This window comes from Streptomyces sp. SDr-06, from assembly GCF_003324565.1.
Lineage (GTDB): Bacteria > Actinomycetota > Actinomycetes > Streptomycetales > Streptomycetaceae > Streptomyces.
Window position 1 is genome coordinate 45,251 of the sequence record NZ_QOLA01000016.1, and the last position, 21,614, is coordinate 66,864.

Annotated in this window: 32 protein-coding genes; 28 read left to right on the forward strand and 4 right to left on the reverse strand. The window is 71.5% G+C overall.

Translation table 11 applies throughout. The annotated features are described in order from the left end of the window. Window positions 1-19: 19 nt before the first annotated feature. Complete coding sequence (locus DT019_RS27165) at window positions 20-787, reverse strand: GntR family transcriptional regulator (RefSeq protein WP_114039563.1); 768 nt, start codon at window positions 785-787, stop codon at window positions 20-22. Continuing rightward, window positions 788-1,330 (reverse strand): UTRA domain-containing protein, encoded by a 543-nt coding sequence (locus tag DT019_RS27170; RefSeq protein ID WP_114039564.1) that lies wholly within the window; start codon window positions 1,328-1,330, stop codon window positions 788-790. It abuts the gene before it with no gap. A gap of 160 nt (window positions 1,331-1,490) precedes the next feature. Between DT019_RS27170 and DT019_RS27175 the strand changes: the two genes are divergently transcribed. The 14 genes from DT019_RS27175 (at window position 1,491) to DT019_RS27235 (ending at window position 13,569) form a co-directional block, all read left to right on the forward strand. After that, window positions 1,491-1,694, forward strand: a complete 204-nt coding sequence (locus DT019_RS27175) for a helix-turn-helix domain-containing protein (RefSeq protein ID WP_114039565.1) — start codon at window positions 1,491-1,493, stop codon at window positions 1,692-1,694. Window positions 1,695-2,067: 373 nt separating this feature from the next. Beyond that, a complete protein-coding gene (locus DT019_RS39780) occupies window positions 2,068-2,856 on the forward strand; it encodes a hypothetical protein (RefSeq protein WP_189389971.1) in 789 nt (262 codons plus the stop codon). Window positions 2,857-3,088: 232 nt separating this feature from the next. Continuing rightward, complete coding sequence (locus tag DT019_RS27185; RefSeq protein WP_223279783.1) at window positions 3,089-3,574, forward strand: WhiB family transcriptional regulator; 486 nt, start codon at window positions 3,089-3,091, stop codon at window positions 3,572-3,574. Further along, window positions 3,571-3,768 carry a hypothetical protein gene (locus tag DT019_RS27190; protein WP_114039567.1) on the forward strand — a complete coding sequence of 66 codons (198 nt, stop codon included), beginning with the start codon at window positions 3,571-3,573 and terminating at the stop codon, window positions 3,766-3,768. The genes DT019_RS27185 and DT019_RS27190 overlap by 4 nt, the downstream gene beginning before the upstream one ends. A 5-nt stretch (window positions 3,769-3,773) precedes the next feature. Next, complete coding sequence (locus DT019_RS27195; protein ID WP_114039669.1) at window positions 3,774-4,043, forward strand: WhiB family transcriptional regulator; 270 nt, start codon at window positions 3,774-3,776, stop codon at window positions 4,041-4,043. Window positions 4,044-4,128: 85 nt separating this feature from the next. Beyond that, on the forward strand, window positions 4,129-4,302 hold the full coding sequence (locus DT019_RS39785; RefSeq protein ID WP_189389990.1) for a hypothetical protein: 174 nt from the start codon (window positions 4,129-4,131) through the stop codon (window positions 4,300-4,302). Between the two features lie 203 nt (window positions 4,303-4,505). Beyond that, on the forward strand, window positions 4,506-4,694 hold the full coding sequence (locus tag DT019_RS27200; protein WP_114039670.1) for a DUF5999 family protein: 189 nt from the start codon (window positions 4,506-4,508) through the stop codon (window positions 4,692-4,694). 103 nt (window positions 4,695-4,797) lie between these two features. Continuing rightward, window positions 4,798-4,992, forward strand: a complete 195-nt coding sequence (locus DT019_RS27205; RefSeq protein ID WP_114039568.1) for a hypothetical protein — start codon at window positions 4,798-4,800, stop codon at window positions 4,990-4,992. Between the two features lie 145 nt (window positions 4,993-5,137). Beyond that, window positions 5,138-7,690 (forward strand): hypothetical protein, encoded by a 2,553-nt coding sequence (locus DT019_RS27210; protein WP_114039569.1) that lies wholly within the window; start codon window positions 5,138-5,140, stop codon window positions 7,688-7,690. A 247-nt stretch (window positions 7,691-7,937) separates the two neighbouring features. Continuing rightward, entirely contained in the window at window positions 7,938-8,414 is a 477-nt protein-coding gene (locus DT019_RS27215) for a hypothetical protein (protein WP_114039570.1), read from the forward strand. After that, window positions 8,411-8,719 (forward strand): hypothetical protein, encoded by a 309-nt coding sequence (locus tag DT019_RS27220; RefSeq protein ID WP_114039571.1) that lies wholly within the window; start codon window positions 8,411-8,413, stop codon window positions 8,717-8,719. The genes DT019_RS27215 and DT019_RS27220 overlap by 4 nt, the downstream gene beginning before the upstream one ends. 597 nt (window positions 8,720-9,316) lie before the next feature. Continuing rightward, window positions 9,317-10,930, forward strand: coding sequence for an ATP/GTP-binding protein (locus tag DT019_RS27225; protein WP_223279784.1), 1,614 nt, complete (start codon window positions 9,317-9,319; stop codon window positions 10,928-10,930). Window positions 10,931-10,949: 19 nt separating this feature from the next. After that, the gene (locus tag DT019_RS27230; protein WP_114039572.1) at window positions 10,950-11,345 is read left to right on the forward strand and encodes a conjugal transfer protein TraB; all 396 of its coding nucleotides are present in this window, start codon (window positions 10,950-10,952) and stop codon (window positions 11,343-11,345) included. A 106-nt stretch (window positions 11,346-11,451) separates the two neighbouring features. Further along, window positions 11,452-13,569: a chromosome segregation protein ParM gene (locus DT019_RS27235; RefSeq protein ID WP_114039573.1), complete on the forward strand. Its 2,118-nt coding sequence runs from the start codon at window positions 11,452-11,454 to the stop codon at window positions 13,567-13,569. Window positions 13,570-13,622: 53 nt separating this feature from the next. On the opposite strand, the gene DT019_RS27240 is transcribed toward DT019_RS27235, so the two are convergent. Beyond that, window positions 13,623-13,880, reverse strand: coding sequence for a hypothetical protein (locus DT019_RS27240; protein ID WP_114039574.1), 258 nt, complete (start codon window positions 13,878-13,880; stop codon window positions 13,623-13,625). A gap of 100 nt (window positions 13,881-13,980) precedes the next feature. Here DT019_RS27240 and DT019_RS27245 point away from each other — a divergent pair, with 100 nt between their 5' ends. From DT019_RS27245 to DT019_RS27260, 4 genes are all read left to right on the forward strand, one after another. Then, window positions 13,981-14,544: a hypothetical protein gene (locus DT019_RS27245; RefSeq protein WP_114039575.1), complete on the forward strand. Its 564-nt coding sequence runs from the start codon at window positions 13,981-13,983 to the stop codon at window positions 14,542-14,544. Window positions 14,545-14,663: 119 nt separating this feature from the next. Then, window positions 14,664-14,894 (forward strand): hypothetical protein, encoded by a 231-nt coding sequence (locus tag DT019_RS27250; protein ID WP_114039576.1) that lies wholly within the window; start codon window positions 14,664-14,666, stop codon window positions 14,892-14,894. A gap of 393 nt (window positions 14,895-15,287) precedes the next feature. After that, complete coding sequence (locus DT019_RS40400; RefSeq protein ID WP_223279785.1) at window positions 15,288-15,569, forward strand: RRQRL motif-containing zinc-binding protein; 282 nt, start codon at window positions 15,288-15,290, stop codon at window positions 15,567-15,569. 116 nt (window positions 15,570-15,685) lie between these two features. Beyond that, complete coding sequence (locus DT019_RS27260; RefSeq protein WP_114039577.1) at window positions 15,686-16,195, forward strand: hypothetical protein; 510 nt, start codon at window positions 15,686-15,688, stop codon at window positions 16,193-16,195. Here the strand turns inward: DT019_RS27260 and DT019_RS40945 are convergent. Further along, on the reverse strand, window positions 16,176-16,496 hold the full coding sequence (locus DT019_RS40945) for a hypothetical protein (RefSeq protein ID WP_189389973.1): 321 nt from the start codon (window positions 16,494-16,496) through the stop codon (window positions 16,176-16,178). The genes DT019_RS27260 and DT019_RS40945 overlap by 20 nt on opposite strands. A gap of 38 nt (window positions 16,497-16,534) precedes the next feature. Between DT019_RS40945 and DT019_RS27270 the strand changes: the two genes are divergently transcribed. From DT019_RS27270 to DT019_RS27320, 10 genes are all read left to right on the forward strand, one after another. Continuing rightward, a complete protein-coding gene (locus tag DT019_RS27270; protein ID WP_114039578.1) occupies window positions 16,535-17,515 on the forward strand; it encodes an AAA family ATPase in 981 nt (326 codons plus the stop codon). Then, entirely contained in the window at window positions 17,512-17,778 is a 267-nt protein-coding gene (locus DT019_RS27275; protein ID WP_114039579.1) for a hypothetical protein, read from the forward strand. The genes DT019_RS27270 and DT019_RS27275 overlap by 4 nt, the downstream gene beginning before the upstream one ends. After that, window positions 17,775-17,978 (forward strand): hypothetical protein, encoded by a 204-nt coding sequence (locus DT019_RS27280; protein WP_114039580.1) that lies wholly within the window; start codon window positions 17,775-17,777, stop codon window positions 17,976-17,978. The genes DT019_RS27275 and DT019_RS27280 overlap by 4 nt, the downstream gene beginning before the upstream one ends. 105 nt (window positions 17,979-18,083) lie before the next feature. After that, on the forward strand, window positions 18,084-18,359 hold the full coding sequence (locus tag DT019_RS27285; protein ID WP_114039581.1) for a hypothetical protein: 276 nt from the start codon (window positions 18,084-18,086) through the stop codon (window positions 18,357-18,359). Between the two features lie 92 nt (window positions 18,360-18,451). Continuing rightward, the gene (locus tag DT019_RS27290; RefSeq protein WP_189389975.1) at window positions 18,452-19,138 is read left to right on the forward strand and encodes a GGDEF domain-containing protein; all 687 of its coding nucleotides are present in this window, start codon (window positions 18,452-18,454) and stop codon (window positions 19,136-19,138) included. After that, entirely contained in the window at window positions 19,135-19,578 is a 444-nt protein-coding gene (locus DT019_RS27295; protein ID WP_114039583.1) for a hypothetical protein, read from the forward strand. The genes DT019_RS27290 and DT019_RS27295 overlap by 4 nt, the downstream gene beginning before the upstream one ends. Beyond that, window positions 19,575-19,853 (forward strand): hypothetical protein, encoded by a 279-nt coding sequence (locus DT019_RS27300; RefSeq protein ID WP_114039584.1) that lies wholly within the window; start codon window positions 19,575-19,577, stop codon window positions 19,851-19,853. The genes DT019_RS27295 and DT019_RS27300 overlap by 4 nt, the downstream gene beginning before the upstream one ends. 221 nt (window positions 19,854-20,074) lie before the next feature. Continuing rightward, on the forward strand, window positions 20,075-20,905 hold the full coding sequence (locus DT019_RS27310; protein WP_114039586.1) for an Lsr2 family protein: 831 nt from the start codon (window positions 20,075-20,077) through the stop codon (window positions 20,903-20,905). Beyond that, window positions 20,905-21,375, forward strand: a complete 471-nt coding sequence (locus tag DT019_RS27315; protein ID WP_114039587.1) for a hypothetical protein — start codon at window positions 20,905-20,907, stop codon at window positions 21,373-21,375. Before DT019_RS27310 ends, DT019_RS27315 begins: the two co-directional genes overlap by 1 nt. Beyond that, window positions 21,375-21,557, forward strand: coding sequence for a hypothetical protein (locus tag DT019_RS27320; protein ID WP_114039588.1), 183 nt, complete (start codon window positions 21,375-21,377; stop codon window positions 21,555-21,557). The genes DT019_RS27315 and DT019_RS27320 overlap by 1 nt, the downstream gene beginning before the upstream one ends. The last annotated feature ends 57 nt before the right edge of the window (window positions 21,558-21,614 follow it).

The following is a 21,614-nucleotide window of genomic DNA, read 5'->3' on the forward strand; positions in this document are numbered from 1 at the left end:
CGGTGGCAGGACGACAGGGTTACGGGTGGCATGGCAGGCGGTACTGCAGCTCGTACAGGTGCCCGGCCTTGACCATCACCGAGACCTCGATCGGCAGATCGGCGTCCGTGGCGACGATTCGGAAGGTGCGCAACACCGGTACGTCCTCGGGGAGCTCCAGGAGACGCACTTCTTCGGGAGTCGGAACTCGTACGGACACCCGGTCAACGGCGTCCTTCGGCGCGTAACCCATCTCAGCGAGGAGGGTTGGAGAGCCGCCCTTGATGCGGCGCCGGTGGGTCAGGGCTGTGCCGCGGGCGATGTCCGCTGGGTAGTAGGAGTGGACAAGCTCGGCCGGTTCGCCATCGAGCCGCATCAGGCGGTGGCGCATGACGACGGTGCCGCCCTGAGAGAGGCCGAAGACTTCCGCCACCTGGGCGGGTGGCTCGACCTCGGCGACCTCGAGGAGCTCGGTGCTTCCCTGCTGGTTTCGTTTAGCGGCCTCGGTGATCCAGCTGTACGGCGCGCCTTCTTGGGAAGGCGGCATGTACGAGGCGGGATCGATGACCTGCTGGGTCGTGCCCCGGACGAAGATGCCCGCGCCGGCCTTGCCGACGAGGAGCTGTTCGTCCTTGAGGAGCTTCAGCGCGCGCTGGATCGTCTGGTTGACGACGCCGTACTTGCTGATCAGGTCGCGGACGGACGGGACCTTGCTGCCCGGTGCCATGTCGCCGGACAGAATCAGAGCACGCAGCTCGGCAGCGATCTGCTTGTGGCTGGGCCGGGTGTCCTCGTGTGGTCTCGCCATTCAGCTGGTCCGCATCCGGTAGTGCAGGTGTCGCCCCTGCGTCTTCATGGTCATAAGCATGGCCTCCACTGGGAGGCCGGTTTGATCGACGGTGAGCCGCGCCAGGAGCAGAACCCATTCAGCATGGCCGAGGCCCAGCGCGGCGCGCTCGGCAGCCGTTGCCTCTCGACACGAGATGTCTTCGTCCACAGCAGCCGCGACGTGACCAAGCCCGGCGAGGAGGGTGGGTGCTCCGCCCGGGATCTTGCGGTGCTCGGCGAGTGCCGTGCCCTGGGCGATGCCGAGGGGGTAGTAGGAGTCGGCGAGCTCGATGGGTTTTCCGTCGAGCTCGACAACACGGCGCCGAACGACAGCAAGTTCGCCGGGCTCCAGCTTGAGGGCCGTGGCGATGGGCTCAGGCGGGATGCATTCGACGACCTCGGTGAGGCGGTGGGTGCCGGCCTTTCCCAATTGCGCTGCTTCTTCGGCCCAGGCGTCGCCATGGCCCGGCTCACGAGGCGTGACGTACGAGGACGACTCGCTGCTCGTCCACTCCCCTGTCATGCGCTCCTCCTCGTCAGTTCTGCCTGTATGTCCAGGCTAGCGCCTTGCTACCTAGGTCAGTACAGCGAGAAGCAACTGAAGCTATTGCAACTGTGCCACTTTGATGAGTACAGTCAGTTTGTGCTCGTAGAGAGCACCCCCCGAGCGAAGGGAGGTTGCCATGTTGCGCGTGAAAGAAGTCGCCGCCGCCCTTGGCGTGCACCCGGCCACGGTCTACCGACTGATCGAGGACGGTGAACTCAAGGCGGTCCGCAGCGGCCGTCCACGCAAGCAGGGCACCACGACTCGCGGCGGGGCGATCCGCATTCCGACCGAGGCGCTCGAAGCGCACCTTGCGAGGGCTGCCATCGCCACCGGCGTGTAGCGGATCTCGATCCGCACCGAGTTCCAACCGCACCACCGCAGGAAGTCGTCCGCCTCGTAAGAGGGGGGCCGGGTTCCCGGTGGACCGCACCACTGCAGAACGTCGCTGCTTACATGCGGCGGCCGGGGTTGATGCTCCATCAAATCCCCCGACCGAGCGACGGCCTGCTGCTCTCACCAGCGCCGATGCGCTGTCCACGCTCCAGGACTCCAGGGCTGTTCCCTGCGCCTGGCGAGCGGAGAAGCATCGACGCTCTTCTCCTTCTTCTTCCACCCCCTGCTCTCTCCTGCGCTGAGGAGTTGCCGTGCCCACTGTCTCGAAACGCAAGCGGCCGACCCAGATCCGGACTTCACGCACGAACCACCGACCCCCGTTGTCGCTGAGCAGCCTGCCCGTCGAGCAGGTCAACCTGCACCCTGGTGAGGAGTCGCTGGTGTGCCCGGACTGCTCCACGTGGTGTCCGATCACGGGCCTGGCCGCGCCGAAGGTCTCGCCGCACTCCGATCGAGGGCTGCAGGGGCAGCGCTGCCGGGGCAGCAACCAGATCGTCGCCATGGACATGGTGGTGGAGGACTGGCAGCGCCGGTCGGCCGAGATGTGCGTGGACGCGCGGTCCCGACGCGGCCCGGGCCGCGTGGTCCGCAAGCCGCAGGCGGCGGTGCCGACGCCGGTGGGGCGCCTCGCTCAGGTCCTGGCCGCGCAGGAGCGCACCGTCACCTCGCGGCTGCCCGAGTTGCTGACGGCGGCCCATGACGCGCTGGCCGCCCACCAAAGGGCTTGCCCGACGTGCGACGGCCGCCGTCGCTGCCCGGTGGGCACTGATCTGGAATACCGGTGGGCCGAGGTGCGCGCCACGGCGACTGTGCGCGGCGAGCACGAAGAGACCGTGCGGCGGCGCCAGGAACAGGCCGACCTGGCCCGGGTTGCCGGGCAGCGCCGGGAGAGCGCCGCCAGGAACAGGGAGTTGCTGCGGCGGGCGGGGGACACGGAACGGCGCCGGTCCGTACTTCCCGTCGGCACGGTGCTGCCGCGGGAGGGCCGCGAGGTTCCTCTCCAGCCCCGGGACGTTGCCGCGCACGATGCCCGGCAGGCCGCCCTGGGCCGGAGCTACGCCGCACGCGCGGCACGATGCCCGGCCCGTGACGAGCGGGCGGCCGGCTGACCGACCCGCGTTGCACGAACGACCACGGCCCTGGCCGCGCCTGTGATGTGGGCGGCCGGGGCCGTGGCTGCTCGTGCGAGTAGCTGAATGTAAGGGGCCCCGGGGGTGCGATCCCCGGGGCTGAGTCGGCATCAAGGTCACGTGGAAGGACGACTTCATGCCTGGGACCAGCATGACATCCGCTCAGGCCCGGCAGACCCGCCGGGCCGTACTTCAGGCCGTCATTGACTGCATGGCCCGCTGTACTGGCGTGGGCTCCCCCGCTCCGGACTTCTTCTTCCGGGGGGATGACGAGCCGATCGGTGAGTGGCGCCAGCATCGGGACGAGGCGATCGCGGTCTGCACGGCCTGCCCGGCGCGGGCCGCGTGCCGGGAGCTCGCCCTGCGCGACGGCGACGGCTACGTGCCCGCCACCACCCGGGACGACATGGTCCGGGGCGGGTTGTCCAACAGCGAACTGGTGGCTGCACGCCGGGAGGAGTCCGCGAGCATCCGGGCTGCGGTCGCAGCGGACCGGGACAGCGAGTGGACCCGCCTGGTCGGCCTGTCGCGCACCCTCACTGTGAGAGCCGCTCAGGGCGCCGACCGGATCGACGGACAGCGGCGGCCGGATGCCGCGCAGGCCGCGCACAACAAGGAGATCCGCGCACTCGCCGGGCAGATCCACGAGATCCGCACCGCCCGCCGTGCCCGCACCGGATGGGGTGAGGCGGCATGAACGCTCGTGCCGGATGGATCGAGGACGAAGAGCAGCGGGACAACGGCCGTGGTTTCGAGCGGGATGAGACGGACACCGCTTTTCACCAGCTGGTGCGTCACCTCGTTGTCGACGGTGACCGCCGGGCGGCAACGGCAGGACGCCGGGCCCGCCGGACGCTCGTCGAGATGACCGCCGTCGGACCGGGGCGGTGACCGGCATGGACTGGCGCCACCAGGCTTCGTGCCGCGAAGAGGACCCCGAGCTGTTCTTCCCGATCGGCACCACCGGCCCGGCCCTGGTGCAGATCGAGGAAGCCAAGGCCGTCTGCCGCTATCGCTGCCCGGTCAGGGAGCAGTGCCTTCGCTGGGCGCTGGCGTCCGGGCAGGACGAGGGCGTGTGGGGCGGGCTGTCCGCAGACGAGCGGCGCTTGATCAAACGCCGTGCTGCGCTCCGTCGGCTCGAGGCGAGGAAGTCGGTGACGGCATGACCGACGCCGACCAGAAACGCCTGGAGGACGCGGTTCGCAAGGCCAACAAGCAGTCCGAGGACGCCCGGCGGGCTCGTGGCTGACCGTGGCTGAGTCCCTGTACGACCGCTACATGAAGGCCGAGGCCGCCTACCGCGCGCACGGCAAGACCTGTACCAGCTGCTCGTCAACCACGGCGCGGTGCCGCGACGGCCAGCGTTTGTACGAGTCGTTCGCCCGGCTCCAGGACGCCTACCTCGCCCAGCTACGGCGAGGCTGACCGCACGGCGGGACGCCCTTCAACTTGCCGCCCGCCACACGCTGTTCCCACAGTCCGCCGCCCGCACCACGGGCGGCCGGACTTTCACGTACGCCGGCCTGGGAGACCATCTCGGGCCTACCCGTTCATGGCAGGAGATTTCCGTGGACCGCAGCACCCCCGACACCACCATCCAGGACGACACCGCTCGGCAGCCCAACTCAATGTGCCAGCACAAGCCGCCGTGCCCGACCGCGTTCAGCACGGACCGGGAGGCCGCGAAGCCCGTGGCCAGCCATCCGGAGCAGGGCTGGAGCCTGTTGTGCAACGGCGTCCTGGTCTTCGAGGACACGGGCGACCTGCTCCCCGACGGCCAGGTCATCGCCCCGCACCGCCCCGCGGTCGCGGTCTGACGGTTGCCCGATCCGCCCGCACCGACGCCGAAGCTTGGCTGCCGGGTCGGGCGGTGACAGGGAGCCGGACAGCCCGGACCACTGCGAAGACAAGGAAGTCCTCATGATGAACCTCGACGAGTTCGCCGCTGCGCTGTCACAGGTCACCGGCGGCATTGCGCGGCAGGCCGTGACGCACACGCAGACCAATGCGGTGGTGCAGGCCGCAGCGTCCGGCGGCGAGGCCGCGGCCCGGCAGGTGCTGGAGGGCATGTCCACCGCCGACCTTCAGCGCATCCAGCAGCAGCTTCAGCGCTGATCACCCGCTCGCGCAAACGGTCCTCCGAGTCCTCGGCATTGGAGCTGCCGGGGCCCCGGAGGACCTGGTCACGACCCTATCGATCGACGCCGATCCGCGGTGGCCTCTTGCACGAGGCGCCGGAACGTAAGAGAGGACATCCCCCGTGGCCAACACCACCACCCGGCGCAGGCGGAAGCCCGCCCCGGCCACGAAGCCCCGCAACATCGGGCGCGCCAAGGCGCCGGCCGCGCCGGCCTCCGCCGCCCCCGAGGAGACAGTGCCGCTGGTGCACACGGAGGCCAGCCCGGTCCTGGCCGACGCCGCCGACCGTGCCGCCGACCTCCGGGACCAGGCCGCCGACGACGTCGCGCGGATCCTCACCCACGGCAAGGTGCGCGCCACCGAGCTGCTGGACAGCGCCCGCACCGAGGCGGCCTCACTCACCGAGGCCGCCACCGCGGAACAGTCCCGCCTCCTGGCCGCCGCCGCGACGGACGCCGACAAGGTCCGCACGGAGGCCGCCATCACCGCGGCCGCCAACGCCGACCAGGTCCGCGCCGCCGCCGAAGCCACAGCGGAGCAACTGCTCGCCGACGCGCGCCGCGACGCCGACACCGTCACGACGACGGCGGCCAGCGAGGCCGACCAGGTCCTCGCCGACGCCAACGCGGCTGCCGAGCAGCTGCTCGTCGACGCGCACCGCCAGGCGGACGAGGTCGCCGCCACGGCGGCCACCCAGGCGGAGCAGGTCCGCACCGAGGCCGCGCAGACCACCGCGAAGGCCCTCGCCGACGCGGACACGGTGCGCACCGAGCTGCTCGCGGCAGCCGAGCGCACCGCGGCGGAGACCCGCACCCGTGCCACCACGGACGCCGAACGGCTCCTGGAGCAGGCTCGCGGCGAGGCCGACCGGCTGCGCGAGAGCGCGGGCGCCCAGGCCGCGCAGGTGAAGGCGGGGGCGGAGAAGGCGGCCGCCGAGCTGCGTGAGGATGTCACCCGCGAGCGGGAGGCGTCCCGTGCGGACGCGGCGCGTACGCGGACGCTGGCCAAGGAGGACATCGGCCGGCTGCGGGCGACGGCGGCCGAGGACGCCGACCGGCTGACCCGCACCGCCCGCGAGGAGGCCGACCGCATCCTGGCCGCGGCCCGCACCAAGCGGGACGCCCAGCTCAAGGAAGCCGAGCAGGCCCTGGCGCAGGCCCGGCTGCGGGAAGCGGACGCGGACGTCACGCTGAAGGCCGCCGACGACATGGTGGCCGAAGCCGCCGCCCGGATGAAGCGCGCCACCGACCGCACCGAGCGGGCCCTGGAGCGCAAGCGCCTCAAGCTCAAGGCCAAAGGGGAGCGCCGGGACGCAAAGGAGGCCCGGAAGGCCAAGGCCCGTGAGCTGCGGACCGCATCCCGCGCCGGGAAGCCGGCCGCGGCCGACCGCGTGAAGCAGTTCGTGAAGGTCAACGCGGAGCGCCTGATGGTGATCGGTCCGATCACCGCCCCGATGGCCGTCGCGTGGACAGGCCAGGCCGGGTTCGCTGAGGACATCCTCGGCTGGGTCGTCCCCTTCACGATCCTGTTCGCCGCCGCGTGGGAGCTGTCGACGGCGTTCGTGGGCTGGATGTACCACCAGGCCCGCCAGGGCGGAGACGCCGGAACCCTCTACCGCGTCAGCACATGGATCTTCGCCCTCGGGGCGGCGGTCATGAACTTCTGGCACGCCTCCGGGATACCGAAGGAGGGCAGCCGGGTCTGGGACGCGAAGAAGGAGATCTGGACGGAGCAGATCACCTACTGGCACTTCACCCCGAAGGCGGTGGCGTTCGCCGCCATGAGCATCGTGGGGATGGTGCTGTGGGAGCTGTACGCCTCCCTGATCCACCGCCGCAAGCTCCGTGAGGACGGCAAGGTCGCCAAGGCCCGCCCGTCGATCGGGGCGGTCCGCTGGTTCCGCTACCCGGTCCACTCCTTCACCGCATGGTCGCTCGCGATCACCGACCCGCGCATGACCACGCTGGACCGGGCCTGGACCGCAGCGGGCGCGGAGCTCGCGGACCGCAAGGCGGCCCGGACCGGTCTAGCCCTGCACCGGGTCGTCGTCCCCCGCCTCGCGGCCGACGACCACGGACCGGCAGCCATCCCCACCATCCTCACCCTGACCCGCACGGACCGGCCCGGACCGCTGCTGGGTCCGGTCCGCCCGGTCCAGCACGGCGGGTATCCGGTCCGGTCCGGTCCGGGCGACCGGAACGCGGTCCACGGTCCGGTCCGGACCGCAGGGGCCACGGACCGGACCGGCGGACCGGCGCTCGCCTTGGAGGCCGGTCCGGCCGGACCGCAGGGCGCTGACCTGCTGACCGGGCCCGGTCCGGACCGTGGTCCTCGGACCGTGCCCGCCGCCCAGGGCCCGGCGGCCAGTCGGGGGGTGACGGTCCGGACCGCCGACGTCGCCCCCGGACCGCAGGGGCCGGACCGCACCGGACCGGCCGACCAGGAAGCCCCGGAAGGCGTCTCCGGTCCGGACCATGGCGAGGACGGCGGTCCGGACCTCACGGTCATCACGCTCACGGACCTGGAGCGGACCGCGCTGGACCGGCTCCGGACCGCGAACGAGCCGCTGAACCGGACCAACATCGCCAAGGCGGTCCGGACCGAGGGCGGCTCCATCGCCACGGACCGCGCCGGGCAGATCGCCGTCGCCCTCAAGCAGCACACGGTCCGCTGACCGGACCGCCCGCACAACTGTCCTGCCGCTCATAGTCGCCACCGGTCCGCGCTCGCCCACTGAGCGCGGACCGGTGGCGGCCACGGCCGGCAGGCCCGCTCGCCCGCGCCCGCCCCGAGCGGGGCGCGGACAGCACGGCCCGACTCGAGCACCGCCCCGGCCCCGCCATCACGGCCTCGGGGACACGGACCACACAGCTCGCACCCCTGCCCCGCCCCCAACCCCCGAGACCTGGAGGTCTTTTCGCATGAACACCGAAGCCCCTGAACCCGGACCACTGCGCGATGTGGCGCAGAACCCGGAGGCGACCGCCCGGTACCTGGCCGATGTCCAGCGGGTCCTGCTGGACATCGGCCAGAACCTGGAGACCCTCGCACGCGAGACCCGGGTGCACCTGCGCACGACGCACGTGGAGGGCGACCGCTTCTACCACGCCCGGCTGCGCGCCCTGCCCGTCGAGAGGGCGCTCAAGGACGTGCTCGGGAGCCTCAACAGCCTGACCGCAGGGCTGGAAAAGAGCGCCTATAAGCGCCACGCCCACGACGAGGTGGTCGTGAACACGGCTCGGGACCGGAAGGAGAAAGAGCTGGAAAAGCAGCGGAAGAAGAACCCGCAGCCGCTTCAGGCCGCACCGAATCCTCCGCAGGGGGGTGCGCAGAGCCAGAATTACGGCTATGGCGCTCCTGCGTCGATTTACGACCTGGGTAACCGGGAGTCGGCGTGACGCGCCCCCTCAGCAGTGTCGAACGCTCCATTCGCGGGCGGAATGGCTGGCTGAAGGAAGAAGAGCGCAGGGCGATCGAATCGCGCGGCGAGGTCGGCCGGATGGAATTCTGGCTCCGCATGACGCGCACGAAAATAACGCGAGACGTCAAAGCCGGTCGCGGTGATGTCCTTCCCGGATTCACGAGTGTCTGCCGCCTGTTCATGCTGGCGGTGGACAAGCGGGCCGAGGGCGATACGCGGCTGTGGAACCACCTCATGCAGTACGCGCAGCAGGTGCTGGAGCAGCACGGCCCGCGTCACTGAACGTCACCTGTGAAGGCCCCGCCGGGCTCCGGCGGGGCCTCGCGCGCGTAAAGCGTGCACACGTGCACATGCACACGCGTGCACACGAGACCCCACGCTCTGTCAACCCCCTTGGAAGGAGCGAGCGTGTCCGACGTGGACGACCCGAACGGGATCCTGGTCCGCGGCCCCTGGCGGAACAGCGACCCGGCAAGCGATTCCTCCTACGCACCCCCGCCGGTCCCGGATTTCTCCGACACCGTTGATCCGCCGGAAGATCCTGCCGCAAATCTGCCGGATGACTCGGCGCTGCAGATCCCGCCGGTTCCTGCTGCCCCGGACCCGGCGGCGGCATTGCGGTCCGACGGAATTCCGGCACCGGAACCCGAGGAGGAAGAGGGGGAAGGCGAATATGGCGAGGGTGAATATGTTCAGCCCCGCTCTCTCGCTGACCGTCTCGGTGACTGGATCGAACTCCGCCTGGAAATGGCGCGGACCCGCCATGAAAGCGAAGCGCCTTTCCGGGAGGCGGAAATAGCGCGGAAAGCGGCGCTGATCGAGGCCCGCACCGCGCGGGACGTCGCGATGATGGAGCAGAACGGAAAACTCCACACCGCGATGATGAAAGCGAAAAGTGACCGCGCGGCCGCGCGGGGAAAGGCCGGTGGCGGCCACAGCAGTGCGGGCCTGGGCGCGGACAAGGGCCGCTCGAAGGCCGGCGGCGGGGGCGGGTCTTCGCGCGGCGGGGGCGGCAGCGGCCCCTCGCGCGGCACCAACTCCCCTGGCTCCGGCGGGCGTTCGGGGCTCGGACCGTCCGGCAACAAGGGCGGCACGAAGGGCCCTGACCGCTCTTCTGGCGGCCGCACACCGGGTTCCGGGCGCAAGGATGCGCCCGGGGGTTCGAAAGGCTCCCAGACGGGCTCTGGCGGATCCGGCCGCGACAGCGGCAAACACGGCCCGGCGGGCAGCCCCCGCGCGGAGCGGACCCGGGGCCGCCAGGAGCGGCGCACCGCCGGGCATGCCGCCGGGATCGCCGACCGGACCAAGGACCGTGACCAGGCCCGCGCCAACCGGCAGAAGGACTGGGAGGAGCAGCGGGCGAAGCGGCAGGAGCGGAAGGCGAAGCGGGAAGCCGCAGCCGCGGATGCCAAGGCCGGGCCGGGCCGCACCACGCTGGGCGCGGCCGTCGCGAAGGAAGCCCAGGAGCGCTGGGACTGGCGCCGCGCCGCCGCGCAGCAGGCCAAGGAGGCGAAGGACGGCTCGGAGAAGGTGAGCCTGTCCAAGGACAAGGACGCCAAGGAGGCCTCCCCCGCACCGGTCGACAAGACAGCCGGGGAAGCCCCTGGCACAGCTCCCGGCACTCTGAAGGACGCCCCGAAGAAGGACGAGCCGTCGGACGGGCCGCCGGACGGGAAGAAGCGCCGACGTTTCTTCCGGCGCCGCCGCGCCAGCGGCACGGGCCCGGCCGGACGGGGCCGGAAAGGCGGCACCCGCACCGGGCGCACTGGTCGGACCGGCCGCACGGGACGAACTACGGGGCGGGCTGGGCGTGCGCGGCGCCGGGGCCGGGAGGACTGGGACAGCCCGTTCGGCCCGGAGGAGTCCATCCCCACGGTGGAGTGGCCCGACCGCCCCACCCGCCGGCCGCGTCCCGACAGCGGCGGCGAGGAGGACATTGAGGACGCGGTCATCGTCCCCGACGATCCCGCGGCCGTGACGACGGGCGTCAGGGGCCTGCCGCCCGCTCCGGAGCGGCACACCTCACGGCCCGGCACCACCCGACCCACCAGCACGGAAGGAAGCGGTGTGAGTACGAAGGTCACCAAGGCGTCCGGTCAGGGCGGGCTCGCTGTCCGTCACCGTACGGACATCACGTTCGACGAGTACCTGATGGAGATGGTCAACATCGCCATCAGGGCCGCCTCCGACCAGGAGCGGGCGGAGGCGCTGGCCGAATCGCTGGCCAGGGTCGCCGACGCGTTGCGGGAGATGGCCGCGGACCTGGTCGGTGACCACAACGTCTCCACCGAGGTCACGGAGCTGATCAGCGACCTCGCTGACGCGGCCGGCCGCATGAAGTCCCAGGCTTTGCGGTGCGCGCAGGAATGCCAGACCGCTTTCGAGGCCGCCCGGTTGGCGGCGACCTCGGTCGGCCGGGTCTACGGCCAGGACATGGACGCCAAGGAGGACGCCGGTCTCACCTACGCCTCCGCCGCCGCCCACCACGACTAGAAAATTAGGGAGACTGCTGATGAGCAGCAGCCTGGCGAAGCCGTCCGACGGCGACAACCGCTACAAATCTGTCCAGGCCAAGCTGGACCGGCTCGGCAAGACGCTGGACGACGCCACCCTCGAACTGGAGGGGCTCCACCGCAGCATGCGGGCGAACGCCTCGCGCACCGAGGGCGTGGCCACCGACATCGAGAACGCCGACCTCGACCCGAAGTTCGTGGAGATGACGAACCTGGTCGCGGTCGCCCTGGGCGGTGCCGCCGTCCAGGCCCGCCGCCTGAGCGACACCGCGAACGAGACCGCCACGCTCACCCACCAGACCAAGCACACCCACTCCCGGTTGTACGGGGCGCTGGACGACATCCGCTCCAACCGGAGCGAGAAGACACCCCGGCCGGGCTTCCTCACCCGCTGACCGCCCGGTTCCAACAACTCGACCAACTCGACAACTCACCCCGCCACGGGCGGCCCCGCACACCGCGGGGCCGCCCGTGGCCGTTCCCGAAGGAGCCCTGGTCCCCGTGTCGACGCCGCGCAGTGTCGTGCTCGAACGCCTCGCCTACACCCTGGCCGCGCCGGTACTCGCAGTGGCCCCGAACCTGTATCCCGACAGCCCGGTCAATTCCGTTGTGCAGCTGGCCGGTGCCGCCGGGATCGGCGGCATGATCCTGGCCGGCAGGAGTGAGGAGAGCGGCGCCGGGCGCAAGATCCTGCGCTGGACACCCCTGGTCCTGGCGGCCGCCGTCGACGTCGCCGCCAAGCACACGGCGGGCTGGGGCCCGTGGTGGCTGGACGGCCTGCTCGCCGCCGGATGGGCAGCGGCCGGCTGCCTGGTGCTGCCCTTTGCCCGGCACGCCCGCCGCCACCACCGCCCCGCGCTCGCCGCCCCCGCGCCGCAACTGCAGGCAGCCCCCGCCGCGCAGGCACCGGAGCGTGTGGACGACGGTGCCGACCAGCTCACCCGCCAGACGCGCCTGTTGTGGGAGCGCGCGGGGATGCCGGCCCGGACCCACATCGTCTCCGCGACCCGCCGTCCCGGCCAGCGGCACGACCTGACGATCCTGCTGCGCGCCTCGGAGATGGGACGGCCCATCAGCGGCCTCACGGAGGCGGCCGTCGCCGCCGCGTTCGGTGTCCACGAGGACGACGTGGCCCTGGCCCCGGTCGCCATCCAGCCCGGACGCCAGGGCGGGCCGGGCTGGATGGAGGCCCACATCACGCCCGAAGCCAACCAGCGCCGCCGCACCGCCCCCACCGACCAGGAGCGCTGGAAGGACAAGGTCGCCGGCTCCACGGGCGGCGCCCCCGGCTCGGTCCTGGTCCACACGACCCGCGACGACGAGCGCGGGGTGACGTTCTACCGGGCCAAGATGGCCGACTCCACCGAAACGCCCCGCATCGACCTGGCCAAGGTCTGCCGCGGCCTGGACCGCAAGGAAGACGACTCCTGCGTGTTCGTCCTCATCGACGGCACCGAGTTCCTCATCAGCGCCTTCGACGAGCCGCCCCTGTCGCAGATCTTCACCGCGACCCGCGCACTGCTCACCCCCGACGCCAAGGGCATGTACGTGTGCGGGTTCACCATCACCGGCCAGCCGGTGAAGAACCTCGTTTTCCAGCACGACAAGAACGCCGCGGCTCACGGCCTCATCCTCGGGGTGTCCCGGTCCGGGAAGACACAGTTCTTCGCGATCAGCATGGCGGCCGAGTCGCTGGCCGGTCAGGTGGTGTGGCTCTCCACCGTCCGCAAGGACGAGAAGACCACCGTGCTCGGGAAGCACATCGACAGGCAGGGCTCGAACGCGGTGTGGATGGCACGGCAGCTGCGCGCGGCGAATGCGCTGTGCGACATCAGGGCGGAGATGCCCTGGCCCTACGACGGCCAGCCGCACGACTACAAGCCGGGCGATCCGCGCTGCCCCTACCGGCAGCTGAACGTGTACGCGGACGAGTTCATGACCGCCGCCCAGGACGACCTGGTCGGCGAGGACATCCTGACCAACGGCGATGTCCTGACCGTCACCGGCCTCAAGTACGGCATCGGCTTCAAACCGGCAGGCCAAAGCCCGTTCGCGCACAACGGGTTCTCCACCGAGATGAAGAACAACATGCGGCAGAACAGCCGTACCGTCGTCTTCAACATGGGCAACCCCGGAGCCACCCGCAAAGCCGCCGAAGGCGCCATGGAGAACGCCTACGACGTGCCGACCATCCCGGCCCGTTACGCCCGCCAGGAAGGCTCCGTCATCGAGCGGGCCATGAAGGGCGAGGCTGATCCGGAGAACGGGGTCAGCACCGGAGGGGTGGCCATCATCATCCTCGACGGCGGCCGCGCCGTACTGATGCGCAGCCTGTATGCCGACTTCGACACCGACCTGTCCGGCCTGTTCCCCGAGGAGGTCAACCACCTCACCGACTACGAAATCAGGGAGCTGGAAAAGCGCGGCCTGTGGGGCGACTGGAACCGGGAGCCCGACCCCGGCGAGTTCGGCCCCATGCCCGACGAAGACGACAGTGACGGTGACGGCCGCCGCAAGGGCGGGAAGGTCGGCGGCAAGACGGCCGGTGAGCAGCGGCGTGACAGCGTCACCTCCGCCCGCCAGGCGCTGGAGGCGCTCAAGAGCCTCAACAACGCCTGATCCACCCGGCACGCACCGGTCGGCCCGGCCGCGAGCAGCGTGTTCGCGTGCGGTCAGTCGGCCGGCGTCCAGGGGCCGGGCGGTGTGGTGCTCGCGCCACCACACGCCCAGCAGTCGAACTCCTCCGGAGCCAAGAACCTGGTCCCCCAAAACCCGGTCCGCTCGCAGAACACCACGCACTCCTCATCGCACCATCCGCACACGAACACGAAGTCCATCCCGGCCTCCCCGACGAATGCATACAGGCTGCCCGCAGCCGAAGGCGCCGACAACAGCGCCTTCAGACAAGCGCGTTCGCAGATGTCGGTCATCCGAAGGCCTTCAGCGCCCGTACTCCGCCCACCGACCACGCCCCCGACGGGGCCCCACGACGCCACCGGACTCCTCCGGCATCCTCGCCTGGAGCCTTACGTGCCCCCTCCCACCGCCTCCCCCACCGCAGACCACGCCCCTCCCACCCCGACCGACCCGCCACCAGCCACGCCGCTGTCCCTCGAGGACCGCCTGGAACTCACCACTGCGGCCATGACGCTGCGCCTGGAGGAAGCCGCGGTCGCCTACGAGGTCAACACCGCGCACATCCCCGCCACCCCGGTCGACCTGGCCGACATCATCACTACGCCCACCGCCCCGGTCATTCCCGAGCTCGCCCCGCTGCCGGAGCCGGAGCCGTACTCGACGCCGGTAGCCGCCCTCCTGCAGCGCGCCCACCACCGCCTGCTCACCGGCGGCTGGTGCAAGGACACCCTCATCGACGCTCAAGGCGCGCGCTGCCTCTACGGAGCCATCCGGGTCGAAGCCCACGGCGACAGCGCCCTGGAGGCGAGCGCCGTCGCGGTGCTGATGGACGCAATCCGCCGCCAGTTCGGCGACGTCGACTCGGTGCCCGGCTTCAACGACGCCTGGGCCAACGGCAGCGTCCCGATCCGCATGGTCGACCAGGCCGCCGGCCTCGCCGACAGCCGGGGCCTGTGACCCGCCCTTTCCGGGTTCCTTGCCCCGTGCCCGACCCCGCCCCTCGGCTCGGACACGGGACAGGCCACCCGGCCTCCGCACCACCACCCCACCCCGAACTCGCAGAGGGAGAAGCAACGATGGCGAAACCACCGAAGCCGATCGGCCTGGTGACCGAGCTCCCCCAAGCCAGCTGGTGGAAGATCAACCGGCACATCGTACTCCTGTGCGTGGGCGCCTTCCTCGGCTGGCAGCTGAGCAGTGGCTCCAGCGGCGCCGACCCGCAACCCCCACAGCCGTGCCCCACCCACAGCACACCCAGCCCCGAGACCTCGGTCAGCCCGTTCCCCGGGCTCACCCGCTCGCCCTGACCCGCACCCAGCCCCGCCCCGTACTCCCGCGCCCGCCGGCCCCGCTCACAGACCGGCGGGCGCTGTGCTGCCCGTCCAAACCGTCCTGGAGGAGCCCCGTCGTGCTCGTACCCCGCCCGCGCCGCCGGATCGGCCGGCCCCGCCCGCAGCGCCCCGGCCCCCGCTACCCGCACCGCCCCGACCGGATCCCCGGCGCCTGGAGCAGGTGATGCCACGCCCTCGCAAGCGGCGTGCCCGTCGCGAGGTTGAACGAATCGCTCGCAACGCGGCGTTATTGCAGGAGTTCGATCGTGGCGCTGTACCCGACGGGCTGGCCACGCGCCGGTCCCTGCGGGAGATGGGGCTCAGCCCCGGTGACAATGACGGCCCGGTCGCCATCCTGCGCTGCAGATTGTGCGCGACGCGCCCGCAGTGGTCCTGTCGGCACCCGACTCGCGGCTCCCGCTCCGTGTCGACCTGGCCAGGCCCAAGCGAACTCCGACGCTCGCTCAGGAATGGGCGCTGGACCGTGCGATGGCCGCCCGGCAGACCTGCCCCGAGTGCTCGCACCGGCACGACTACTGCCTCCCGCTGCGCACCCAGGGCGTCTGCGACCCGTGTGACAAGGGCTACGAGCCCACCCCCGGCACCTACACGACATCCACGGCCGCAGCCCTCCACCGGTTGGCCGCATAGCGCGAACCCCGTCCCAGCCACACAGGCCGGGACGGGGTTCCAAGGCGGCCGCAGCATCGGCTAAGAGGGCGGCTGCCCGCTCCTTTCACCCGTATCGAGATCAGGAGAACCCCAGCATGACGCACCGTCCCGCCACCTTCGCCGCGCTGCTCGGCCTGACCCGCGCCGCGAGCGCGATCGGCGATTTTTGGGTCCAGTCAGATTTTTGTGCCCGCGTGAAGGGCGCCTCCGACGACCACCCGGTCACGTACCAGGACCCGGCCACCAAGGAGAAGACGACCCACGGCACGGCCAGCGGCCATGCGGCATGCCTCCACCATTGCCTGACCTATACGGCAACGCAGGCGATCGTGGCCGGGGCCGGCGCCCGCGCGCTCGGCATCCGGGTCCACCCGGCGGCCGCCGCGGCCGCGCTCGCGGTGTCCTTCGGAACCCACTACGCCGCAGATCGCAGGGTTCCCGGCAAGGGCCTGCTGGAGAAGATCGCCACCAAGTCCGGCAAGGGCGGCTTCTACAAGCTGACCTCGCACGGAATCAACGGGGCGTTCCACCTCGATGCCGCCTGGCACCACGGCTGGGAGACGGTCGCCGCCCTCATCGCCACCATCAAGGCGACCCCCCGGTGACCGGCCGCACTCGCACCCGCCTGGACCGAGTCCGCGCTGCTGCTGGCATCGCCAAGCTCGCCCCCAGCAGGTCGAGGACGACCTCACCGGTGAGACCGGCGCCCCGGAGCTCGCGGAGATCCTGCGCGAGCTCCACCACGAGGACCACCGCCAGGACGGCGTCTTCGGCTCCCTCGCGCAGCTGCTCACCGCCGCCGCGCAGGCCGCCGGGCGGATCGAGTTGGACCGCGACGGCGAGATGTCGTGCCCGCTGCACGAGGCCGCAGCCCTCATCACCGAGACCGCCGGCCTGCAGACCCACTACGCCACCCGTGCTCTTGACCCGCAGGGAGAAGCCGCATGAAGACCTTCCGCCTGGACAACGCACTGCCCGTCGACACGACGATCCCGGAGCCCTCGTTGGTCTGCCTGATCGGCGCGGCCGGTTCGGGCAAGTCGACATGGGCGAGCACCTGGCCCGACACCCAGGTCCTGGAGCTCGACAGGTTCCGGGCCCTGGTCAGTGACGACGCGGGCTGCCAGGAATCGACCGGCGACGCGGTGTTCGCGCTCCAGGCCGTCCTGGAGGCCCGCCTCGCCCGCCGCAAGATGACGGTCGTCGACTCCACGAACTGCGAGCTGGCTGTGCGCGCCGACCTGATCGCGACCGCCCGCCGCCACGGCGTGCCGACGGTCGCCCTGGTCGTCCCGACGCCGGTCTCCGTGTGCGTGGAGCGCCAGGAAGGTCGGCCCGCGAACCGGCGCTTGCCCGAGCAGGTCGTCCGTGCGCAGCACGCCGCGACGGTCGACGCGTTCCCCGGCCTGCCCGCCGAAGGGTTCGATCACGTCGTCGTCGCGGAGAACGTCTGCCGCCTTCAGGCGCTGCTCCAGCCGCTGAGCGATGCCCGGTGCGCGGATCTCGGCTGGGACGACAGCGAGGGCCTGGGCGACCTGCTCCTGGTCCGCCGCATCTTCGGCCCCGAGATCCTGCCGATGTGGCGCTGGCGCGACGGCTCGCAGCTCGCCGACGGCGACCGCGTCGCGGAGATCCGGCTCGGAGCGGACTGCATCGTCCTTGCCCAGCGCAACGACGTCGATGGCGAGGGCGACGTCGGCTTCGAGGTCCTGGTGGGCTGCGCGGCGGACGACGAATGCGAAGGCAGGGCGTGGGTCCCGGCCTACAACGTCAGCGACCTTCTGCGCGCGCTGACCGGCGAGCTGATGAACGACCCGGACGTGCACTGCACCATCCACGGCCAGGGCGGCGACGCGGACCAGGACGACGACCCCAAAGGCCGCGCCGACCTCGAAGCGCAAGCCCTGGAGGCGATCGGCGGATGACGACCCAGACCCCCGCGTGCGGCTGGGACCAGGCCGTTTTCCGGTGCGGGCGCTGCGGCACCGAGCACACGGCCACCACCGAGGACGACTACCTCAAAGCCGTCGGCGTCCACGGTGACGCCCACGCCGTGTGGGACCGGCTCAACCCCATCGAGCGCGACGGCCTCACCTCGATCCTGCGCATCATCCTGGCCGCGCCGGAACTCGCCGCGGAACTCCAGGCCCTCGCCGACCGGCCACCGGCGGAAGGCGAGGGCCGGTGAGCCGCGCCGCCGACGGTCCGCACCCGCACCCGCTCACCCCGGCCGACCTCCCGCCCGGGGACGACGACTGGGTCAGCGGCTGCCCCGACTGCCACCTCCCGATCCAGGGCGGGGCCGACGGCCTCACCGCGCACCGCCGCACCGTCCACACCCACGCCGGGGACTCCCGGCGCCCCATCACGATCCATCTGGAGTTCTGACCCGCCCTCACCGGCGTGACGGACGCTCCGCGCCGCCCCGGCCCCCACACAACGGAGGCCAGGGCGGTCGCGGTGGTCCCTCACCACAGAGAGGAGTTGGACGTCATGCGCCGATACGAGGTCGACGTCCCGATACATCACGCAACGGACCAGGAACGGCGAGGCCATCACGTCTTCACCGGCCGCGCCGCCGGAGAGCGCGCGGCCCTGGCCGCCGCGCACAACGCCTACGACCGAGCCGTGCAGCACGTGTCCGCCGGCCACCCGGCCCCCGACGACTCCAGCAACGGATGGGCCGCGCACGGCCTTCGCACCGACTGGGTCCTGGACTGGCACAAAGCCACCACGAAGGAGTGGGCCAACCCCAACAACCTGATGTGAATTCGCCCCGGGACGGCCGTCAACGGCCGGAAAACCAGTCGGCCACCCCGGGTTTCCCCATCCCGTACGAGACAAGAGAGGGAGACCCCAGTATGGACTCCGCCCTGCGCGTACAGGCCCGATACGGGCAACGCGCTCTGCTCATCACGACCCTCGCGGTCCCGCTCACCGGCTGGACCGTCCACGCCCTGACGCTCCACCGGCGCCTGGCCGACGCCCGCAAGGACCCGCTCTCCGGCCTGCCCTGCCGGCCCGAGTTCGTCGCGTACGGCGAGCGGCTCCTGCGCACCCGCCACCGGGACACCCTGCACGTCCTGATGCTGGACGGGGTCGACTTCAAGGCCGTCAACGACACCTACGGGCACGCCGCGGGTGACTCCGTCATCCAGACCATGGGCCACCGCCTCGCCCGCTGGAACGCGAACCGCACAGCGCTCGCGGCCCGGCTGGGCGGTGACGCATTCGCCGTCTGCGCCGCGCTCCCACCATCGACTGCCCTCGCGGAGATCACCGAACTGCGTGAGCAGCTGCAACAGCCCCTCCAGCACGAGCAGCACACGCTGCGCCTGGACGTCTCCCTCGGCATCGCCCGCGCCGCAGACCTGCCCGGCGAGACCATGAGCCGGATCCTGCGCGGCGCGGACACCGCGATGTACAAGGTCAAGAAGCGGGAGGCGACGTTCCCCTACGTCGCGACGCGGGCCGACGCGTACGTGGAGACCGTCAACGGCCGCCGCGCCGGCCGCCGCGGGACGCACACCCCGGCGCGTGCCGGATGAGCGCCGCCGAACTCGAGGACGGCGACTGGATCCGCGGCATCACCGTCCGCCAGCCGTGGGCGACCTGCATCCTCGCCGGGAAGAGACCGGAGAACCGGCCCAAGCCCTGGAGCTGGCGCGGCTGGGTCCTGCTCCACGCCGCGAAGGCGAAACCGGAGTCGGCCGTGCTGCGCGACCCGCTGGTCGTCCGCACGATCCGCGGCCGCGAACTGCACCTCGGTGCGGTCATCGGCGTCGCACGCCTCACCGACTGCCACCAGGACCCCGACCGCTCCTCGCTCTGTACCCCGTGGGCGCAGCCCGAGGCTTGGCACCTGGTGCTCGCCGACGTCCAGGAGCTCGCCCTGCCCATCCCCGTCGGCGGGCAGCTCGGTCCCTGGAAGCCGGCACCGGACCTGCTCTCCCAGGTCCTCCAGCAGTTGCCCGACCTGCGGCCATGACCCGCAAGCGAGACAAGAAGCCGCCGTTCGAGCCGGGCTGTGTCCCGGCTCCCGGCGGCCTCCTCGACTGGCGCGACAGCCAGCACTACGACCACTGGCAGATGCGCCCCTGCGCGCTGTGCGAGCAGCCCACACCGCTGCGCTCCCACTCCGGGGAGCCCGCTCACAAGGTGTGCGCCGAGTCCTGGATCTCCGAGCACCCCACCGAGGCCCGCCTCGGGAGGTTTGCCTCCGACGTCCAGCCCAAGCGCCAGCGCGACGACAACCACGCCTGAACTCCCCTCCCCCGCACCTCCACTTGGGGCCCCCGCGCACAGCACCCAGCGCGACGTCGACCACGCCCTCGCCTACCCCGAACCACCCGCCTCCCCGCTCTGGCACCGCCACGGCGCGAAGGCCCGGCCGCTCACCCGCGAGCAGCAGCGAGCCCACTGCGAGCTCCTGCTGATCGCCCAGCACAAGCCCCGCACCACCGGCTCGTAGAGAGGGGCCAGCCGTGTTCACTGACTGGCAGGCCGCCCTCGAAGCCGAAGCGCTGCCCCTCAGCCCCAGCCCCATCCAGCAGCTCGCGGCCGCGGCCCGCGTCACCGCCCGCCGCGCCGACAGCCAGGAGGAGGACCTGGCCCTCCTCCTGGACGTCCTCGGCCTGCCCGGCGACGACGCCACCCTCACCGTTCTCCTCCCCCACCTGCCCAGCCCCGAAGGAGCCCCCGACATGCCCGAGCACCAGCAGCCCCTCAAGACCGTCAGCGCCTTCGAGGCGATGGCGCTGTCCATGTACTACACCGACTCCCCCACCGCTGAGATCACGGCGGCGACCGGCCTGTCCGAGGACGAGATCACCGCCCTTGTCACCGCCCAGGAGCGCCAGTTCGACACGGACGAAACCGCCGGCACCACCACGCCACAGCCCACCGCCAGTGGATCGGCCGGCGGTTCGGTGGAGCAGCTGCTCGCGTGGGCCGAAGCCCACCCGGCCGCCGCGATCCGGAACAAGGCGGCCCGTGTACGCGGCGACCTGGCCGAACTCACCTCACGGCGAGCGGCTGACGACGCGCAGCACCAGGCCGAACAACGTGTCGCCCGGCTCAAGTCGGAACTGGAACAGGCACAGGAGACGCTGCGCGCGGTGAAAGCCGGCGCCCGTCCCGCCCTCGCCGCAGCTCCCGTGCCGGCCGTCCGCAAGCGGAGCAAGGAGCAGTTAGCCGCGATCCGGACGTGGGCCCGCGCCACCGGCCGCCAGGTAGCCGACCGGGGAAACCCCGCCAAGGCCGTCCTGGACGCCTACGACGCCGCCCACCGCACGAGCCTGGCGGAGGCGAGCTGATGGACACCAAGCCCCTCACCGTGGACGGCTTCCTCGACGCCGTCCCCACCCCCGGCGACGCGCCGTACACCGCCCGCTTCCAGCTGGTCGTCTCCCCCACGGACGACGTCGTGGACGACGTGATCTGGTCCTGCACCACCAGCAAACCCGGGATCACGCACGCGCTGCTCACCGAGATCCAGCCCGGCTACCTGCTGCACGTCTCCGGCGTCCTCACCCAGCCCGACAGCGCGGCGGAGACGGCCCGGCTCACCGTCGATTCCCTGGAGGTTCTGGCCACCGCACCGGCGCGGGCCCTGAAGGAGATGGTCATCGACAGGTACGGCGACTACGTCGTGGTGTTCGACGCCGACACCGATGCCGTGCCGGTATTCACGGCCCTCGGGCAGTGGGTCGGCAGGGCGGAGAGTCCCGACGCCATCGGCACGCTGATCGAGATCCACGAGCGCGTGAACGGCGGTGATGCGTGATGGCCACGACCACCGCGCAGTCCCGCACGGTCCTGGAGCGATTCCCCGCCGGAGCTCCCCGAGGCTCATGGCCGGCGGAAGAGTACGCGGCCGCCCAACGTGCACAGGGCACGGACGCCCAGGTCGTGATGGACCTGAACGCCGACCAGTTCCTCGTGGTCACCGACACCACCTGTCAGTAGCACTGCCCCGAGCGCCGTGCCCCGACCCGAAGGCCGGGGTGCGGCGCTCCCCATTTC

What these genes read in the sequence shown, in the direction of transcription:
- DT019_RS27165 (WP_114039563.1), bottom strand. Translation starts at nt 787, where the DNA reads ATGGCGAGACCACACGAGGACACCCGGCCCAGCCACAAGCAGATCGCT.
- DT019_RS27170 (WP_114039564.1), bottom strand. Translation starts at nt 1,330, where the DNA reads ATGACAGGGGAGTGGACGAGCAGCGAGTCGTCCTCGTACGTCACGCCT.
- DT019_RS27175 (WP_114039565.1), top strand. Translation starts at nt 1,491, where the DNA reads ATGTTGCGCGTGAAAGAAGTCGCCGCCGCCCTTGGCGTGCACCCGGCC.
- DT019_RS27185 (WP_223279783.1), top strand. Translation starts at nt 3,089, where the DNA reads ATGGCCCGCTGTACTGGCGTGGGCTCCCCCGCTCCGGACTTCTTCTTC.
- DT019_RS27190 (WP_114039567.1), top strand. Translation starts at nt 3,571, where the DNA reads ATGAACGCTCGTGCCGGATGGATCGAGGACGAAGAGCAGCGGGACAAC.
- DT019_RS27195 (WP_114039669.1), top strand. Translation starts at nt 3,774, where the DNA reads ATGGACTGGCGCCACCAGGCTTCGTGCCGCGAAGAGGACCCCGAGCTG.
- DT019_RS27200 (WP_114039670.1), top strand. Translation starts at nt 4,506, where the DNA reads ATGTGCCAGCACAAGCCGCCGTGCCCGACCGCGTTCAGCACGGACCGG.
- DT019_RS27205 (WP_114039568.1), top strand. Translation starts at nt 4,798, where the DNA reads ATGATGAACCTCGACGAGTTCGCCGCTGCGCTGTCACAGGTCACCGGC.
- DT019_RS27215 (WP_114039570.1), top strand. Translation starts at nt 7,938, where the DNA reads ATGAACACCGAAGCCCCTGAACCCGGACCACTGCGCGATGTGGCGCAG.
- DT019_RS27225 (WP_223279784.1), top strand. Translation starts at nt 9,317, where the DNA reads ATGATGAAAGCGAAAAGTGACCGCGCGGCCGCGCGGGGAAAGGCCGGT.
- DT019_RS27230 (WP_114039572.1), top strand. Translation starts at nt 10,950, where the DNA reads ATGAGCAGCAGCCTGGCGAAGCCGTCCGACGGCGACAACCGCTACAAA.
- DT019_RS27240 (WP_114039574.1), bottom strand. Translation starts at nt 13,880, where the DNA reads ATGACCGACATCTGCGAACGCGCTTGTCTGAAGGCGCTGTTGTCGGCG.
- DT019_RS27250 (WP_114039576.1), top strand. Translation starts at nt 14,664, where the DNA reads ATGGCGAAACCACCGAAGCCGATCGGCCTGGTGACCGAGCTCCCCCAA.
- DT019_RS27260 (WP_114039577.1), top strand. Translation starts at nt 15,686, where the DNA reads ATGACGCACCGTCCCGCCACCTTCGCCGCGCTGCTCGGCCTGACCCGC.
- DT019_RS27270 (WP_114039578.1), top strand. Translation starts at nt 16,535, where the DNA reads ATGAAGACCTTCCGCCTGGACAACGCACTGCCCGTCGACACGACGATC.
- DT019_RS27275 (WP_114039579.1), top strand. Translation starts at nt 17,512, where the DNA reads ATGACGACCCAGACCCCCGCGTGCGGCTGGGACCAGGCCGTTTTCCGG.
- DT019_RS27285 (WP_114039581.1), top strand. Translation starts at nt 18,084, where the DNA reads ATGCGCCGATACGAGGTCGACGTCCCGATACATCACGCAACGGACCAG.
- DT019_RS27290 (WP_189389975.1), top strand. Translation starts at nt 18,452, where the DNA reads ATGGACTCCGCCCTGCGCGTACAGGCCCGATACGGGCAACGCGCTCTG.
- DT019_RS27295 (WP_114039583.1), top strand. Translation starts at nt 19,135, where the DNA reads ATGAGCGCCGCCGAACTCGAGGACGGCGACTGGATCCGCGGCATCACC.
- DT019_RS27300 (WP_114039584.1), top strand. Translation starts at nt 19,575, where the DNA reads ATGACCCGCAAGCGAGACAAGAAGCCGCCGTTCGAGCCGGGCTGTGTC.
- DT019_RS27315 (WP_114039587.1), top strand. Translation starts at nt 20,905, where the DNA reads ATGGACACCAAGCCCCTCACCGTGGACGGCTTCCTCGACGCCGTCCCC.
- DT019_RS27320 (WP_114039588.1), top strand. Translation starts at nt 21,375, where the DNA reads ATGGCCACGACCACCGCGCAGTCCCGCACGGTCCTGGAGCGATTCCCC.